The following is an 18,055-nucleotide window of genomic DNA, read 5'->3' as shown; positions in this document are numbered from 1 at the left end:
AAAAATGCTGCAGTATTGGCGGTTTTGATGTGCTAAGGTGCCAGAAGAAGGTGGACTGTCTATTCTTTTAAAAAGGAAAACCATGCGCCTGAACCCTTTCCCTGGCCGTCCCGCCGCCATCCTGTGTGCGCTGGCGCTGCTGTCGTCCGGCGCAGGCACAGCCGGTCCCCTCGATGCCCTTAGCAACCAAGATGCCAGCAATGGCTTGAAAGCGGCGCTGGAAGCCGGCTCCGCTGCCGCCGTATCGAAACTGGGTGTCGAAAATGGTTTCCTGAACAACGACAAGGTCAAGATCAAATTGCCTGGCATCCTGGAGCAAGCCAAACCCTTGCTGAAAATGACGGGCCGCGGCCAGCAGCTGGACGATCTGGTGGTGTCGATGAACCGCGCCGCCGAGTCGGCCGTACCCATGGCCAAGCCCTTGCTGCTCGACGCGGTCAAGTCGATGAGCGTGACCGATGCGAAAAATATCCTCTCCGGTGGCGACACATCGGTGACGGACTTTTTCCGTCAGAAAACATCAGCGCCCCTGGCCGTCAAGTTCCTGCCCATCGTGAAATCCGTCACCGACCGCTCCGGCCTAGCCGGCAAATACAACAGCACCATGAGCCAGATCGGCAAGACGGGACTGGTGCCGCAGCAGCAATCGACGGTGGAAGGCTACGTCACGGACCGTGCGCTTGACGGCTTGTACCTGATGATCGGCGAGGAAGAAAAAGCCATCCGCAGCAATCCGCTGGCCTATGGCAGCAAGATTATCGGTAAAGTGTTTGGCAGTTTGAAATAACTGTCCCAGCGTATCTCAGGAACGCTGGCGGCCTTTGCGCGGCATTGACAGGTGTGGCGTAAGGGAAACAAGTTAAGCATTTGCTACAAGAAAACAATGTTAAAATTCTGCGACATACATTGCTGAGGCATGGTTAAGCAACAATCAACTGCCCCGGGGTGCCCAGTTTTAGTGGCGAACTGATGCGTGGCATTGCTAAATGCCCGCAGGTTGGCCTTTTTTCGTTTTATTCACGTTTCCCCAAGCTCATTGATTTTCTGAATACATTGTCAGGAATTCCAGGTGCAGGATATTTTAGGTAGCCGGATTTGTTAAGCGTACTCAGAAAATCAATTAAATATACCTGGTGTGGCTGCTTAGTGCTTGGCGCGCCGTCGGCGATGGCCGCGACACCGAATCATGGTGGTCAATCCGGCTATATCAATATGCCCAGCGCCGTGGTGGAAACGGACGGCACCTTCAGCGTCGGCTACAGCTACGACAGCCCGTATGGCCAGTTATGGGCCACAGCGAATATCCTGCCTTTCCTGCAAATGACAGGACGTTATGTATCGATAACGGGCATTCCTGCATTTGGAAACAGCGATCCAGAATATGGCAAAGGATACGGTCGCTATAAAGATAAGGTTGTCGACGGGAAATTGCGCCTGTGGACAGAAACGGAGTGGATGCCGTCTGTCGCTGTCGGCATGACGGATCTGTTTGGTACTGAGCTGTTCAAGGGACAATATGTGGTTGCCACCAAGACTTTTGGTGCCAGCAAGAATATCGAAGCAAGCCTGGGCTATGCCCACAGGCGCCCGGATGGCGTGTTTGCGGGCGTGCGCTGGACGCCGGCGGCATTGCCGCGCTGGTCGATGGTGGCTGAATATGATGCGACGAATTATCAGCGCGATATCCGTGCCATCGAAACCGGAGCGGACAAGCGCCGCAAGGGTGCTTCCGTGGGCCTGGAATACCGCTGGGGCTGGCTTGCCCTGCAAGCGGCACGCAGCCGCGACCAGTTCAGCGTGAACGCTTTTGTCAGTATTCCATTTGGCGAACGCGAGTTCATTCCCAAGGTGTACGAACCGCCGTTCTTCGTCGACGACAAGAATCCGCCGCCGCTGCCGAGCAAGGAAGAATGGCACCGCGATCCCGTGTATGGCGCCGACCTGGTCAATGCCTTGGTAAAACAGGACTACAAGAATATCCGTGTCGAGCAAGAGGGCAATGTCCTCAGCCTGAGCCTGACCAATAGCCGTATTTCCAACATGGGCCGCGCCGTTGGCCGTGCCGCGCGCACGGCGGTCGCCTTCACGCCGAAGGGCGTGACGACCCTGCGCATCACGTATACCAAGCTGGACCAGCCGATCGCCACCTACGAATTCTTTGATTTGCCCAAACTGAATGACTATTTGGCAGGCAAGATCGACCGCAAGGCTTTCCTCGACGTCGTGCTGCTGCGCTATCCGGAGAAAAGCGACGTCATCCGGGATGATCAGCAAGGCTGGCTGCAGGAATTCCTCGACAAGCCGGCGCCCGTCGTTGCCGCCGCACCTGCGCTTTCACCAGCACCGGCGCCCGCGCCGGTACTTGCCGCGGCTCCCGCGCTTGCCACCGCACCGGCGCCCGCCGTTTCCGCAGCTGCTCCCGCCAAGGCCGCCGATGTCCTCAAGGACGATGGCAAATTGGCCGTCGGTGTCGGCGTCGATGGCGACGTGGTGCAGATCAAATCGCTGGACCGGGAGGCGAACCGTTTCAAGATCGCTCCCAAGGTCGGCTTCTTCTTCAATGACCCGAGCGGCGCCTTCCGCTATTCGATTTCGGCGGTTGCCAACTATGACCGCCGCCTGGGCGACGGCCTGTACCTGAATACTGCCGCCAGCCTGCAGTTGCTGGAAACGGTATCGGGCGTAAAGCAGCCATCGAACAGCAACTTGCCGCATGTGCGTACCGATGTGGCGGAATATTTGCGCGGCGGGCGTTTTTCGCTGAGCCGCGTCTTGCTGAACAAATATGACAATCCGGCAGAGCGTGTGTATACCCGCATGTCGGCCGGTCTGTATGAAGACATGTTCCGCGGTGTGGGCGGCCAAGTGCTGTACCTGCCGAAAGATACCCGGTGGGCGGCCGACGTGGCCGTTGATGCCTTGCAGCAGCGTGGATTCAAGGGCTTGCTCGATTCGCGCGACTACAAGACGGTGACGGCGATCGCCTCCCTGCATTACCGCTTGCCGCACGACATTACCGTGACGGCACGCGCTGGCCGCTTCTTGGCCAAAGACACGGGCGTACGGATGGAATTCAAGCGCCGCTTCCAGTCCGGCATTGAAGTCGGCGCCTGGTACACGCATACGAACGGCAACGATATCACTAACCCGGGTACACCAGCGAAGCCATACCAGGATCGCGGCATCTTCCTGTCCGTGCCGCTGAATAGCATGTTGCCAATGGATACGCAGTCGACGGCCGGCTTCGCGATATCACCGTGGACGCGCGACGTGGGCCAGATGGTGGCTTCGCCTAGCGACCTGTATGACATGTTCGAGCGCCCGCGCGCCGACATGCAAAGCTATGATGGCCTGGGTAATTTTGCCGAGCGCCTCGACGAGCAGGGCCTGCCCGCCGTCAATCCACCGGAGCGGCCGTTTGTCAGCCCATGGCCCGCCATGCGCGCGCGCCTGGAACAGTCCGCATCTGCTACGCCGAACGCCCCTGAATGGCTCAAGGCGACGGCGTTGGTTGGGGGGGTGGTAGTGGCTTCCGCGCTGGCCGACAAACCGGTCGACCGTTTCGTCAAGAAACATGAAGATTCCAAGGTCTACCGCAACTGGGACAAGCTGGGCAAAGCCATGCCGTATGCGCTGGTGGGTGCGGCTGGGGCGGCGTTTGCGTTTGGCGATGAGCGCTTGCAAAATATCGGGCTCATTTCCATGCAGTCGGTGGCGGCCGCTACCGGCTTGGCAGTGGTGGGTAAATATGCGTTTGGCCGCGCCCGTCCTGAGGAGGACCTCGGAGCGTGGAGTCGCGTCGGCGCTGGCAGTTCCCGCTCGAATTCCTCATTTCCATCCGCGCATGCCGCGATCGGCTTTGCCGCCGTGACGCCATTTGCCAAGGAATATGATGCGCCATGGTTGTACAGCGTGGCCGCCGTGGGTTCCGCCGGCCGCGTGTTTGGCCGCAAGCACTGGGTGTCCGACACGGTCGCCGGCGGCATCCTGGGCTACGCCATGGGCAGCTGGCTGTGGCACGCGCAGCGCGACCAGAGCAAATCGGGCCTGTCGATCAATCCCGGACCGAAAGAAATCAGCGTGACCTGGCAAACCAAATATTAATGTGAAGAATTCCATTTTACTGGCATGGATGTGCCTAGCTTAATATGGCCATGCTAATCGAATGCCTGTTTGAGAGTAACTGCGTAGGCACTAGCACGTGGAGCGATGATTTTTGCCGTAGTGCCGGTGTATGAACCTGTCCAATCTCATAGTAGTTTATTTTTTAGCGCATGACGGTAGTCGATTTACATTGCTGTATCAAACGAGAAGATAAGGCGAAGGACCAAATATTTGCGAAGTGATAATGTCACGGATGTGTCGTATTTTCCTTCAGGTATTTCTAACGTTTGAGGAACTGCGGTAATATGGCTGACTCAAGAAGCATGCTCCCTGCGGACCACTATTTACACTTAAGCTTAATGTTAAAACTCACAAATTGTTTCATAGCCGTTGCTCTGGCATCGGCTTCCATGGCCGTGTCAGCGCAAAGTTATCAAAACCAGAACGATCTCTTGGGTCAGGACCCGGTTCTGGAATCGGTAGCTCCTGTAGCCGCGCCAAAGCGCGTGAGCATCACCAATCGGCCGGTGGCGGCCGATCAAGCTGAAGAGAGCGAAGTGGCGGCTGTGCCGCGGCAGCGCACAGGAAACGAGTCCGCGCGCGGTACTCGTTCCAGCACTGAGACCGCACGCGGTATTCGCTCCAGTACGGAGACCGTGCGTAATGCCCGCTCCAGCATCCCAAGTGAATTCCAGAAATTTGTTTTTGATAGTATTGGCACCAACGTACCGATCTTTGGTTCGGAATTTTTTGCCAACGCGCCGTCCACCTTTTCTCCCGTCGCCAATGCGCCGGTAGTAGCCGATTATGCGCTCGGTCCTGGCGATGAATTGATGATTCGTGGCTGGGGGAGTATCGATATCGATTACCGTGCCACGATCGACCGGAATGGTTTGATTTCAATTCCGACCATCGGATCGGTTGCCTTGGCTGGAGTGCGCGCGGGAGACGCGGAAGGTGTTATTCGCAATGCTGTAGGCCAGTTATACAAAGGCGTGACGGTCAATGTCAATTTTGGCCGCTTGCGCTCCATTACCGTGTATGTGGTGGGGCAGGCCAGCCGTCCAGGCACCTATAATGTGTCGAGCCTGTCTACTCTCGTGACGGCCTTGTTCGCCAGTGGTGGTCCGAATGCCAATGGCAGCATGCGCCATGTGCAGATCAAGCGTGGCGGTAAAGTGGCCGCGGAACTGGATTTGTATTCCTTCATTGGCAAAGGCGACAAGTCGACCGACATGAAGCTGCAGGATGGCGACACGATTTTCATTCCTACCGCAGTTGGCCATGTTGCGCTGGTTGGCAAGGTAAATACTCCTGCCATCTATGAGCTGAAAACCGCCAGCGATACGGTCGAATCCTTGCTCGACTATGCCGGTGGTATGCCGGTCGTGGCCGACCCGCGTCGTGCGTTCCTCGAACGCATTGATGCCAACAAAAACCAGCCGCGCAGTGTAGAACAGTTTGCTTTGAGCGGTGAGGGACTGAAGCGCACGCTCAAGAATGGCGATGTGCTTAACGTGACTTCGATTACCCCTGATTTTTCAAACGCGGTTGTTTTGCGCGGCAATGTCGACCAGGCAGTACGCGCGCCGTTCAAAGCAGGTATGCGTGTCAGTGACTTGATCCCTAGCCGCCAGTACCTCATCACGCGCAATTCGATCAAGCGTCAGAATGGCGTGGTGAATGTCGATGAAGAGCGCCAGACCAACGAGGCGGCTGACAATATCGCTTCCCGTATTGGTGGCCTGGTCGATGAAATCAACTGGGACTACGCTGTTGTGGAGCGCATCAATCGTGCCGACCTGAGCGTGAGCTTGGTGCCCTTCAATTTGGGTAATGTCTTCACTAATCCCTCCGGTCCCGACAATGTTCAATTGCAGCCGGGCGACACAGTGACGATTTTCTCGCAACAGGACGTCGCGGTACCAATGGACAAGCGCCGCATTTTTGTCCGTGTTGAAGGCGAAGTGAACGTTCCAGGCGTGTATCAGATGACGGCAGGCGAAACCCTGCAGTCGATGTTGTCCAAGGCCGGTGGCACGACCAGCAATGCCTATTTGTTTGGTACCGCTTTTTATCGCGAGCAAGTGCGCAAGCAGCAGGAACTGAATTTGGAGAAGCTGGCTAACCGCTTGGAAAACCAGGCACGCGCCGATCAAACCCGTTCGGTTGCGAATGTTCGCTCCTCAACGGATGGACAGCTGGTTGAAGCACGGAGGCAGGCGGAGATGGTAGCAGCAAATCAGGCCATTGCGCGCATACGTCAGCTGAAACCTACCGGGCGCATCGCTTTCGGGCTCGACCCGCGCGAAAAGCGCTTTGCGACCTTGCCCCAACTGAAACTGGAAAACGGCGATCGCTTGGTTGTTCCTGCGCGGCCTGAATTTATCTATGTATTCGGTGCCGTCAATGTCGAGTCGTCGCCATTGTGGCGTCCGGGTGATCGCGTTAGCGATTATTTGAAGAGGGCTGGCCTCACTTCCGAAGCGGACGAAGATAATATCTTCTTGTTGCGTGTCGACGGCAGCATTGTATCGCGTGATTCGGGCAGCTGGCTGTCGGGTGGCTTTGGCGGAACCGAAGTTATGCCAGGCGACAGCATTGTGGTCCCGGAGAAGTTTGACAAGGAAACACGATGGACGAAATTCATGACCGGAGCGCGTGAGTGGACGCAAATTTTGGCCAACTTTGGACTGGGCGCCGCAGCTTTCAAGACGCTGCGTGATTAAAGGTTTCAGGCCAGCCTGGCCTGAAATTAAACTTGAATCTTTCCTATCTGGTATTAAAAAATAAGCGGCTCATAAGTATGAATCAGATGCAATCAACAGCTTTACCGCCGAACCTGGACGCAGGTGAACGTGAATTCAGCGTTCTCGATATTCTCATCGTCATGGCGAAGCACAAAAAACTCATCATTTGGTTGCCTGTCATTGCGGCGATTACCTCCGCAGCAATCAGTTTTGCCCTGCCTAATGTGTATAAAGCGAATGCCAAGTTGTTGCCGCCTCAACAGTCCCAGTCCGGCGCTTCTGCGCTACTGTCTCAGCTCGGCGGCGCTGCAGGTGCTCTTGCCGGGGCCGCAGGGCTGAAAAATCCCAATGACTTATATATTGGAATGCTCAAGAGTCGCACCGTTGCCGATAAGTTGATTGCAAAGTTCGATTTGCAAAAGGTCTACGATGTGGAGACGATGGAAAAGACCCGCGCTATTCTGGAAGCGAACAGTAATATCGTTGCTGGAAAAGACGGCTTGATCTCGATCGACGTCGAGGGCGAGGACAAGAAGCTGGTAGCCCAAATGGCCAATGGCTATGTGAGCGAACTGGTGTCATTGACCAAAGTGCTAGCCGTGACAGAGGCCTCGCAGCGCCGGATGTTTTTTGAGCGTCAACTCGAGCAGTCCAAGGATAATCTGGCGAAAGCCGAAATGGCACTGAAAGGCGCCCTCGATACGCGCGGCGTGATCAGCGTTGATGCGGACAGCCGCGCCATCGTTGAAACCGTTGGCCGTTTGCGTGCCAAGATTTCGGCCAAGGACATTGAGATTAGTGCGATGAAAGCATTTGTCACGACCAACAATCCGGAGTACAAACGTGCGCAAGAAGAGTTGATCAGTCTGCGCGCCGAACTGTCGAAGCTGGAGAATGGCCGTCCTGCCCTTGCCGGTGATGCCACCGCTGATCCGGGCAAGCAAGTGGGCCTTGAAAATATAAAGATCCTGCGCGACGTTAAATATTATCAAATGCTGTATGAGTTGTTGGCGAAGCAGTATGAAGTGGCTCGCCTCGATGAGGCAAAAGATACTGCGGTGATTCAAGTGCTTGACCCTGCAGTGGAGCCGGAGCGTAAATTCAAGCCGAAACGCTCGGCGTTGATTTTGTTCTCGACCATACTGGCATTCTTTGCTGCAGTTGCCTGGGCATTTATGGCAGAGGCACGGAAAAAAATTCTTGCTGATCCCGACGGTAAAGCGCAATGGGATCAATTCAAGTTGTTGGCCCGATCAAAGGCCAAGTGAATTGTAATACCACGCTGACCTGTGTTGTCGCAACGCCAGTTCAGGAAAGGTCGAAATTGACCGAATTCCAATCCGGCAGCCACCTCAGCGAAAGCAGCATTATGCAATTACAGAGCAACTTCGGCAGAGCCGGAGCGTATTAATTCTAAACCGAGTATATAAAGAAAATGACCAAAAGAATTGCCCTCATCACAGGAATCACCGGCCAGGACGGCGCCTACTTGACCAAGCATTTACTGGCGCTTGACTATACCGTGTATGGTACTTTCCGCCGTACCAGCTCGACCAATTTCTGGCGTCTGGCCGAACTCGGTGTAGAGAACCATCCGGATTTGCATCTGGTCGAGTTTGATCTGACCGACCAGAGCGGGGTGTTGCGCCTGGTTGACCGTGTTCAACCGGATGAGATTTACAATTTGGCCGCACAAAGCTTTGTCGGCGTATCGTTCGACCAGCCAGCCACCACGGCAAATATCACCGGCTTGGGCGCGCTGTATTTGCTTGAGGCGATCCGTTTCGTTAATCCAAAAATCAAGTTTTACCAAGCATCGACGTCTGAAATGTTCGGCAAGGTGCAAGAGATTCCGCAACTGGAAACGACACCTTTTTACCCGCGCAGTCCATATGGTGTGGCCAAGCTGTATGCCCATTGGATGACGATCAATTACCGCGAATCGTATGGCATCTTCGGCGCCAGCGGCATCTTGTTCAATCACGAGTCGCCTCTGCGTGGGCGCGAATTCGTCACGCGTAAAATTACCGACAGCATTGCCAAGATCGTTCTCGGCCAGCTCGATTGCCTCGAACTGGGCAATATCGACGCCAAGCGCGACTGGGGTTTTGCCAAGGAATATGTGGAAGGCATGCACCAGATGCTGCAGGTCGACGAGCCAGATACCTTCGTGCTTGCCACCAACCGTACCGAGACGGTGCGCGACTTTGTCACCATGACCTGCAAAGCCGCCGACATCACCCTGGAATGGCAAGGCGCGGCGGAAAACGAGTTTGCTGTCGATACCGCCACTGGCAAGACGATTGTACGCATCAATCCGAAATTCTACCGTCCGGCGGAAGTGGAATTGCTCATCGGCGATCCGGCGAAAGCCGAACGCGTGCTGGACTGGAAGCCTGAGACGACGCTCGAAACGTTGTGCAAGCTGATGTATGACGCTGACTTCGTACGTAACAAACAGGGTTTCTCGTTTTGAAGATCCTGCTGACAGGCGCATCCGGTTTTACTGGACGACCGTTTGCCGAAATGGCCCGCGCGGCGGGCCATGAAGTGGTGGCGCTCACGTGTGACCTGGGTGACAAGGCGGCGTTACGTCAGCAGGTATTGGCGGCAGCGCCTGACAATGTTGTGCACCTGGCAGCGATCAGTTTCGTCGGCCAAGCCGACGACAACGCGTTCTACGCGGTCAATGTGGTCGGTACCATGAACCTGCTCGACGCCTTGCTGGCCTTACCGCAAGCGCCGCGGCGGGTGTTGCTGGCCAGCAGTGCGAATGTGTACGGCAACTGCGATGCGTCGCCGATAACGGAAAACCAACCGCCGGCACCAATGAACCATTACGCCACCAGCAAACTGGCGATGGAACATATGGCGCGTACGCTTGGTGACCGACTCTCGCTGGTTTTCACCCGTCCGTTCAATTACACGGGGGTCGGACAAGATAATAAGTTCCTGATTCCCAAGCTGGTGAATCATTTTGCGCGCCGTGTGCCTGGCATTGAACTGGGTAATCTGCATGTCGAGCGGGAATTCAATGATGTCGCCATGGTATGTGCTGCGTATCTTCAATTGCTCGAGTTCGGCCAGTCGGGAGAAACCTATAATATCTGCTCCGGTAATGCTTATACCTTGCAGCACGTGATTGAGTTGCTGTCCCGGATTACTGGGCATCACATCGATGTGACAGTTAATCCGGCGTTTGTCCGCATCGGCGAGGTACATCGCCTCTGCGGCAGTCCGGCCCGACTGCACTCCTTGCCGGTACCAACCGGGGGACGGCCACCCACGCGCAGCCTGGAAGAGACTTTGCGCCATATGCTCACCGCCGCTGAAAGCGCATATTCGGCGCAGGCAGAGGCTAGTCACAGTACATCGCGCACGTAGTCATTTTTCTGTGATGGGTCGGATCTGCGCTGGTTGGTAATGCATCGATTTTCTGTAAGCAATGACTTGCCGTTGAGGCGGGAGAAAATAGTAGTGAACATAAATGAGTTTTTCGTCCATCCGCTTGCTGATGTGCATACGACCAACATTGGTATTGGAAGCCGCATCTGGCAATTCGTGGTTGTTCTCGCGAATGCGCGGATTGGCCGCGACTGCAATATTTGCTCGCATTGCCTGATTGAGAGCGACGTCGTGATTGGTGACCGTGTCACGATAAAAAACGGCGTACAAATCTGGAATGGACTGCGTATTGCGAATGATGTTTTTATCGGCCCTAACGTATCGTTTAGCAACGATAAGTTTCCGAAAAGCGGCAATCGGGATTTCGACTGTCTCGAGACTATAGTCGAAGAGGGTGCTTCGATTGGCGCAGGTGCGACGATTTTGCCTGGTATTCATATCGGAGCGAACGCGATCGTTGGTGCCGGTGCCGTGGTGACTAAAAATGTTCCTGCTGGTGTCACCGTGATTGGTAACCCCGCTCGTATTCACCAACTGAATTCATAATATGATAATTAGCAAAAATAAAGAATTTAACATCGACACCTGTTCGATCATTACGCTGCCGAAGATATCGGATCCGCGCGGTAATCTGACTTCCATTGAAGGCGGTCGGCATGTCCCGTTCGATATCCAGCGCGTGTACTACTTGTATGACGTTCCCGGCGGTGCCGAGCGCGGCGGTCATGCACACAAGGGATTGCACCAATTGATCATCGCGATGTCGGGCAGCTTCGATGTGGTGCTTGATGACGGTTTCAACAAGAAGCGCGTGCATCTGAGCCGTTCTTATAACGGACTGTATGTGTGCCCTATGATCTGGCGTGAACTCGATAATTTTTCATCCGGTTCTGTATGCATGGTACTAGCATCGAACCGTTACGATGAAGATGATTATTTCCGCGATTATGGCGATTTTCTGAAAGCAGCAGGGGTACCAAAATGAATGTTCCTTTTTTAGATTTGAAGGCGGCTTACCTCGAGTGCCAGGCCGACATCGACGCTGCGGTACAGCGCGTGCTACACAGTGGCTATTACATCGGTGGTCCTGAGGTAGACTCGTTCGAGGCCGAGTTTGCGCAATTCTGCGGTGTGAAGGAGTGCGTCGGATTGGCCAACGGCCTTGATGCCTTACATTTAGCGCTGCGGGCGATGGATGTGGGCCCTGGCGATGAAGTCATCGTACCTAGCAACACCTATATCGCTACGTGGCTGGCCGTCAGCCAGTGCGGTGCGACGGTGGTTCCGGTCGAGCCGGATGCGCGCACTTTCAATATCGATCCAGCCTTGATTGAGGCGGCAATTACATCCCGCACCAAAGTTATTTTGCCGGTCCATCTGTATGGTCAGCCTGCCGACCTGGATCCGATCCTGACGATCGCTCGCAAACATGGTCTGCGCGTGCTGGAAGATGGTGCGCAAGCGCATGGTTCTCGCTACAAGGGCAAGCGGATTGGTGCGCATGGCGATATCGTGGCGTGGAGTTTCTATCCCGGCAAGAACCTGGGCGCGATTGGCGACGGTGGCGCCATCACGACCGACGATCCGGTGCTGGCGGACCGCATCCGCGTGTTGCGCAATTACGGTTCACGCGTGAAATACGTGAATGAATTCCAAGGCTATAACAGCCGCCTCGATCCGCTGCAGGCGGCGATTCTGCGCGTCAAATTGGCTCATCTCGATGTGTGGAATAGCCGTCGGAGCGCTATCGCTGCACACTACCTGGAGCAGTTGCACGATAGTGGCTTGGGCTTGCCATTCGTACCGGAGTGGGCGGCTCCCGCCTGGCACCTCTTTGTCGTGACTGTGCCTGACCGCGCAGCCCTGCAGCAACAATTAACCGCCGCTGGCGTGACCACGCTGATCCACTACCCGATTCCGCCGCACCTGCAGCAATGCTACGCAGAGCTCGGTTGGAAGGCTGGTGCCTTCCCGCTTGCCGAGCAGATGGCCGAACAGGTGTTGAGCTTGCCGATCGGTCCCCAGCTAGAAACTGAAGAGCTTGCTACGGTCGTACGTGCGTTGAATCGATGAGTCTGGTCCGATCTAGCCTGCTGAACGGCATTGCAGTTGCAGTAAAAGTTGGTGCAGCAATGATCCTGAATAAGGTTCTCGCCGTATATGTTGGCCCATCCGGGTATGCATTGATTGGCCAGTTTCAGAATGTACTCGCTGTGGCGCTCAGCCTTGGTGGGGGGGTGATGGGGCCGGGTGTTACCAAGGGAACTGCTCAGCATTTTGATAATCGTGCACAACAGCACGCCGTATGGCAAACCGCGATCAAGCTGACGCTCGCTGCAACCTTGTTGGCAAGTCTGACTTTCATTGGCGCCAACCAGTGGTTGTCAGTTCGGTTGTTGGAGCGACACGACATGGGCACGGTATTTATCGGCTTGGGACTGGCACTGCCAGCGATCGCCGTGAATAACTTGTTATTAGCGATTATCAATGGCAAGAAGGACGTGTCGACCTACGTCAGCGCGAATATCATCGGCAGCTTGCTCAGTTTATTGGTGGTCGGTGCCCTCACGTCCATATGGGGCTTGTATGGCGCATTGCTAGCGATTGCGATCAGTCCCGCTGCATTATTGTTGGCCACTGGTGCGCTGGTGTCGCATCGCGAATGGTTCAAGGTAACGTTTTTATGGGGTAAAGTTGACCGTAAAACGGTGCGTGAGTTATCCGGTTTTGGATTGATGGGCCTTACTTCGGCAGTCATGTCACCGCTGGCCTATATGTTTATCCGTAACCATTTATCGGCGACCTTGGGATTGAATGCTGCCGGTTTCTGGCAGGCTTCGTGGAAGATCAGTGAAATTTATCTGATGCTGGTGACGCTGACCCTGTCGATGTACTACTTGCCACGTTTGGCTGAGATCAAGATGCGTGCTGAACTCGGCAAAGAGATCGTCAAGGTTTATAGCCTGGTGCTGCCGATGGTGGTGCTTGGCGCCATTACGATGTATGTCTTGCGCGATTTTATTATTGAACGCTTGTTTTCGCGTGATTTTGCACCGATGCGCGAGCTGTTCATGTGGCAGTTGACCGGGGATGTGCTGAAGATCGGCTCCTGGATTCTGAGTTATATCATGCTGGGACGTGCGATGGTCCGCACCTTCATACTTACCGAGGTACTCTTTTCCTTGTCGTTTTATGGATTGACCGTGGCGTTTGTCTCTGTCTACGGCTTGCAGGGTGTGGCGATGGCCTATGCTGGAAACTATCTGGTGTATTGGATCGTAATGGCATTACTTGTTAAAAATGAAATGAAAAAAATGGAAGCAACGCATGCCTAGTCTGAATTCGAACTGCAAGCAACCACTAACGTCGGTGTTAATTCCTCTGTACAACCATGCCCTTTATATTATCGAGTGCCTTGATAGTATTTTGGAGCAGGATCCGGCGAACATCGAACTCCTGCTGATCGATGATGGCTCATCGGACGATGGCTTTTCCATAGCTCAGCGTTGGAAAGATGAACATGGTGGGCTATTTGCGCGCGTAGAATTTGAGCGACAAGTGAATGCGGGCATTACGCAAACTTTTGACCGCCTCATGCGCAAGAGTACCGGTAGCGTTCTCCTCATCGTTGCCAGCGACGATGTGTTACTGCCAGGTTCAGTCACGAATCGCTTGCGTCTGCTGCGTGAGCCGGGGGTGATGGCCGTGTTTGGCGACGCAATTCCGGTCAACTCTGAAGGCAAGGCAACTGGCAGCAGCGCGATTGGCGAACTGGGCCAACCGAGTTCGCGCGCGGCGCTGCTTGATCCGCGTACGCTGCCTTGGGAGTTGATCTTCCGCTGGAATGTTTATGGCTCAGTATTGATGTGTCGCCGAGAGGGGGTACTCAAGTCTGACGGTAGCTCGGTGCTGAATCTGGACGTATTCAGTGAGGATATGCAACTGTATTATCTGATGGCTTCTCGCGGTGCATTGCGTTACCTGAATGAGCCGGTGGCTAAATACCGTGTGCATGGAACGAATACCTCACATACGCAAAGCAATGTTGCAAGATTAAGAAAGAATATTTATCAATCGCGCAGGCACGCCATGATGGATATGCCAACCTGGCGCCGTGCCATCGTCGGTATGCAGGCCTTTACCTACCATCGCTGGGGAACGGGCTTGTGTGCGCGCCTGTCGCTGCCGATGGTAGCAGCAGCGTATGCCGGTATCCTGAGCGCGCGCATCGCCTACGACTTTTATCGTACCAAGGTGCTGGGGCAGGCGCGGAATGTCTGAATCATCCCAACTGCCAAAAGCAAGCCGTGGCAAGCTGGCGCGCCGGATCAAGCTGTTTACGTCCGAGCCTTTGCCTTGGGCACTTTACATGCTAGGTACTTGGGGCATTGCAAAATTGCGCAGTGCGATGTATTCACGCTTGTTGAAGGCCCCGGGTCTGAATGTAGGCCCGCGCTGCTCCATACGCGGTACCCAGTGCATCACGATGGGAAGCGGTGTTTCCATTTATGGTGGGCTGTGGCTGGAAGCGGTCCAACACTACCGGCAACAGTCCTTTACTCCGAGAATCATCGTTGGCGATAACGTGTCATTTTCGCTGGACGTGCATATTACCTGCGTGGAAAAAATTGAGATTGGTAATGGCGTCTTGTTTGGTAGCCGTGTCCACGTATCCGATCATAACCACGGGCGCTATGTTGGCCCCGGTCAAAGTCATCCGCAGCAGCCGCCGGCTGAACGTGAACTGGCTATTCGCGGCGCCGTGATTATTGAAGACAATGTCTGGATTGGCGACAACGTTATTATCCTTGGCCCGGTACGAATAAGTGCCGGCGCAATAGTGGGAGCCAATTCCGTTATCAGCGGCGATGTGCCCGCATCCTGCATGGTAGTCGGTGCACCTGCAAAGGTAGTCAAGCAATTTGATGACGAACTGAATTTATGGAAGAAAGTTTAATCATGTTAAGCCGGAAGTTATCGTCAATCTGCGCGCCTGCTGATCATTATGCAACTCAGCCTTCGTACGGACGAATTCGGATGGTCTCTGATGTGATGCACGGCTACTTAAAAGATTCTTATCTACGCATGCGCAGTCAATCAACGACGGGTAGAAACCCGCGTTACGGCCGCGTTAAAATCGCATAGGCAAGGCAGCGACCTTATATTGACATGACAACCCTCGAATTTTCTCTGCTGGCTCTCCAGCACATGGAGACTTATCTAGTGCTGTGGCTGGCACTATTTGTACTGTATCGGCTGGTATTCTGGAAAACGGTTCAATCGATTGCAGATCCACTTTATTTTTTTGTCATTTTCACCAATTCGATTTGCACGGCTAATGTCATCTTTCTTGCTGTCTATAATGAAATAAAATTATATTACACGCTGACCTATCTCTTTTCCGAAGCCGCTCTGATTATCGGAATTTTGGTATTTGCACGTCCGCAACCCGTGCTACCGCCTCAGATGCCATCAGCCGATTTCGTTAAGAAATTAAAATTTGGCATATTGCTAACTATGACGATCGCCATTGCCGCAAATTTGATGATTTACGTTAATCGCGGTATTCCTTTGCTGCTGGAAAGCCGCAATGACGCAAACGCGGGCGGCTTTGGTATCTTGTTGCGCGTGTCACAAGTTGCCACGGCGTTATTCGTGCTCTTCTATTACGTCAAGAAAAAAATCACTGGCATTCCCAATTCAAAAATAGAGCGTCTGTTATTTTTGATCAGTATCCTTTTTGGTCTGCTTAGCGGATACAAGGCATTTTTTCTGTTTTATATATTTGTTTATTTTTTTACCATGGGTCGCACGCCACCGATTCCCTTAAAGAAAAAAATGCTCTTTGGCATAGGTGCAACTATTTTAATGCTGGGGATGTTCGCGGTGGTACTAGACACAACTGAAGTAGCTCAGGTTGTGCCAGCTTTGTTGACACGATTACTTGCTTCTGGTGACGTGTATTACATGGCATTTGTGAACGATACGATCGATCTTTTGCCACCTCAAGGATTTTTCTATCAGCTTTTTGGTTCTTTGTTGGCTTCGTTCCGCGTAGTTAGCTGGGATGCTGCACCGCTCAATTATGGTTATGCGATCAACGAGGTAGTCAATAAAAATGATTTGCTGTTCGGCCCCACTTTTCGCTATAACGTCCTATGGCTTCTTTTGACTAAAAGCCCAACTCTGACCGTCATACTGTCATTTGTTGTTGGTGCAATCATTGGTTTGCTCAACCGTGCATTGCATCGTTGTAAAAAACTAGGCCTGCGCTTTATCGTTATTGTATTCTTTTACTATAAATCTTTTATGTTCATTCTCGGGCCGGATCATGCAATTAATGATATTGTTTTGTCCTCCACTATTTTTATAGTCATAGCTGCGATGGTTTTTCTGCCAGCCTATACTAAGCGTGTTGAACCTATTGTTACGCCGGCATCATGATAAGAGTTAAAAAATTGGTTGCCATGGTTTACGTCGGCCGAAAGAGATAATTAAGATATACTGTATAGCAAGATGGCCATGCGGACGACGTCAAATGCATAATTTCTGATTTTTATCATTTGATGCCGTTTTTTTAATGGCTGTGGAATTTTTTTTGGAATGATATATGAAAATACCTAGTTTATCTGTTTGCATACCTGCTTATAATAGGGCGAAATATCTGAGACAGGTTCTCGATTCAGTGATAAGTCAGAAGGAATACTTGTTTGAGATCGTCATTTGCGAGGATGTCTCCCCTCAACGTCAAGAAATTGGAGAAATAGCGCATGAATATCAGGAAAAATATGGCGACATGATTGTTTATCATGAAAACGTCACAAATTTGGGATTTGACCGTAACTTGCGTCAGCTGATAAAAACAGCTAGTGGTGATTATTGTGTATTTCTTGGCAATGATGACGTTCTTTGCCCTGGTGCCTTGAAAAATTTAGCTGATGTCATTAATCGTAATAAGGATGTTGGCGTCATCCTGCGTGGGTATGGCTGGTTTAACGGAGCTCCGGATAACGTCGTGCAAACTGTAAAATATTTTGCTGAAGAACGTTTTATGCCAGCCGGCTTGGATAGCTTGTCTTTTTTCTTCCGACGTGCTTGTGTGTTGGCTGGATTGACAATAGCTAGGAAGCCAGCCCTTGAACTTGAAACATCGGAATTCGATGGATCGCTGTTTTATCAACTGCATCTGGTTGGTAATATTATCCTGAAACACAACGGTGTATTTACCCCAGAGATTATTGCCTTGTGCCGTGCTGATGAGGCTCCTGATTTTGGTCATTCCAGCGCCGAAAAAGGAAAATATACACCTGGCGAATACACCATCGATGCGCGTATCCATATGATGACGGGCATCGTTACTATTGCCAAAGCTATTGATAAAACCCATAAGGGAGCACTCGCTGGGATTTTGCGAGACATCGCAAATTACTCATTTCCTTGGCTTTCATATCATGCTGATAAGAAATATGGAATCTTCAAGAAATATTATTCGACCTTAGGTGATATGGGATTGAAATCGTTTCCAATGTTCCATGTGTATTACTATCTCATCTTGATCTTTGGTGCCGGCCGAGTTGAGAAATTGATTAATTTTGCCAGAAACTTCTTGGGCTATACGCCAAAACTGGGTGGCCGTAAGTAAAATCCCACTTTTTACAAGAGCTCTATGTAGGCGACGATCGCCCTACGGGTGATGCGCCGCTGCTGGCGGTAATATTTGCCTGCTTGCCTGGCGAACCTCGAGGGCTGTTCGTTTTTCGCACCAATGACGCGTTGATTAACTCTGCCAGCGAGGC

At 52.9% G+C, this 18,055-nt stretch carries 14 protein-coding genes; all 14 read left to right on the top strand.

Going from position 1 to position 18,055, the window contains the following annotated elements; translation table 11 throughout:
* The first annotated feature begins 82 nt into the window (after positions 1-82).
* The 14 genes from AC1RJW_RS11595 (at position 83) to AC1RJW_RS11530 (ending at position 17,901) form a co-directional block, all read left to right on the top strand.
* Positions 83-787, top strand: coding sequence for a DUF4197 domain-containing protein (locus AC1RJW_RS11595; RefSeq protein ID WP_493045036.1), 705 nt, complete (start codon positions 83-85; stop codon positions 785-787).
* Between the two features lie 425 nt (positions 788-1,212).
* Positions 1,213-4,104, top strand: coding sequence for a YjbH domain-containing protein (locus AC1RJW_RS11590; RefSeq protein ID WP_493045035.1), 2,892 nt, complete (start codon positions 1,213-1,215; stop codon positions 4,102-4,104).
* Between the two features lie 359 nt (positions 4,105-4,463).
* Entirely contained in the window at positions 4,464-6,833 is a 2,370-nt protein-coding gene (locus AC1RJW_RS11585) for a polysaccharide biosynthesis/export family protein (protein ID WP_493045034.1), read from the top strand.
* A 32-nt stretch (positions 6,834-6,865) separates the two neighbouring features.
* Complete coding sequence (locus AC1RJW_RS11580; RefSeq protein ID WP_493045033.1) at positions 6,866-8,122, top strand: GumC family protein; 1,257 nt, start codon at positions 6,866-6,868, stop codon at positions 8,120-8,122.
* Between the two features lie 167 nt (positions 8,123-8,289).
* The gene (gene gmd, locus AC1RJW_RS11575) at positions 8,290-9,330 is read left to right on the top strand and encodes a GDP-mannose 4,6-dehydratase (RefSeq protein ID WP_493045032.1); all 1,041 of its coding nucleotides are present in this window, start codon (positions 8,290-8,292) and stop codon (positions 9,328-9,330) included.
* Positions 9,327-10,238 carry an NAD-dependent epimerase/dehydratase family protein gene (locus tag AC1RJW_RS11570; RefSeq protein ID WP_493045031.1) on the top strand — a complete coding sequence of 304 codons (912 nt, stop codon included), beginning with the start codon at positions 9,327-9,329 and terminating at the stop codon, positions 10,236-10,238. The genes gmd and AC1RJW_RS11570 overlap by 4 nt, the downstream gene beginning before the upstream one ends.
* A 93-nt stretch (positions 10,239-10,331) precedes the next feature.
* Complete coding sequence (locus AC1RJW_RS11565; RefSeq protein ID WP_493045030.1) at positions 10,332-10,805, top strand: acyltransferase; 474 nt, start codon at positions 10,332-10,334, stop codon at positions 10,803-10,805.
* A 1-nt stretch (position 10,806) separates the two neighbouring features.
* Positions 10,807-11,244 carry a sugar 3,4-ketoisomerase gene (locus tag AC1RJW_RS11560; protein WP_493045029.1) on the top strand — a complete coding sequence of 146 codons (438 nt, stop codon included), beginning with the start codon at positions 10,807-10,809 and terminating at the stop codon, positions 11,242-11,244.
* On the top strand, positions 11,241-12,332 hold the full coding sequence (locus AC1RJW_RS11555) for a DegT/DnrJ/EryC1/StrS family aminotransferase (RefSeq protein WP_493045028.1): 1,092 nt from the start codon (positions 11,241-11,243) through the stop codon (positions 12,330-12,332). Before AC1RJW_RS11560 ends, AC1RJW_RS11555 begins: the two co-directional genes overlap by 4 nt.
* The gene (locus AC1RJW_RS11550) at positions 12,329-13,594 is read left to right on the top strand and encodes an O-antigen translocase (protein WP_493045027.1); all 1,266 of its coding nucleotides are present in this window, start codon (positions 12,329-12,331) and stop codon (positions 13,592-13,594) included. The genes AC1RJW_RS11555 and AC1RJW_RS11550 overlap by 4 nt, the downstream gene beginning before the upstream one ends.
* On the top strand, positions 13,587-14,540 hold the full coding sequence (locus AC1RJW_RS11545; RefSeq protein WP_493045026.1) for a glycosyltransferase: 954 nt from the start codon (positions 13,587-13,589) through the stop codon (positions 14,538-14,540). Before AC1RJW_RS11550 ends, AC1RJW_RS11545 begins: the two co-directional genes overlap by 8 nt.
* Positions 14,533-15,216: an acyltransferase gene (locus AC1RJW_RS11540; RefSeq protein ID WP_493045025.1), complete on the top strand. Its 684-nt coding sequence runs from the start codon at positions 14,533-14,535 to the stop codon at positions 15,214-15,216. Before AC1RJW_RS11545 ends, AC1RJW_RS11540 begins: the two co-directional genes overlap by 8 nt.
* 212 nt (positions 15,217-15,428) lie before the next feature.
* Positions 15,429-16,703 carry a hypothetical protein gene (locus AC1RJW_RS11535; RefSeq protein ID WP_493045024.1) on the top strand — a complete coding sequence of 425 codons (1,275 nt, stop codon included), beginning with the start codon at positions 15,429-15,431 and terminating at the stop codon, positions 16,701-16,703.
* A 166-nt stretch (positions 16,704-16,869) separates the two neighbouring features.
* Positions 16,870-17,901: a glycosyltransferase family 2 protein gene (locus AC1RJW_RS11530; protein ID WP_493045023.1), complete on the top strand. Its 1,032-nt coding sequence runs from the start codon at positions 16,870-16,872 to the stop codon at positions 17,899-17,901.
* The last annotated feature ends 154 nt before the right edge of the window (positions 17,902-18,055 follow it).

Source organism: Janthinobacterium sp. GW822-FHT07A03 (genome assembly GCF_058798815.1).
Note: the sequence above shows the minus strand (reverse complement) of the source record. Positions and strands in the feature narration are given on the sequence as shown.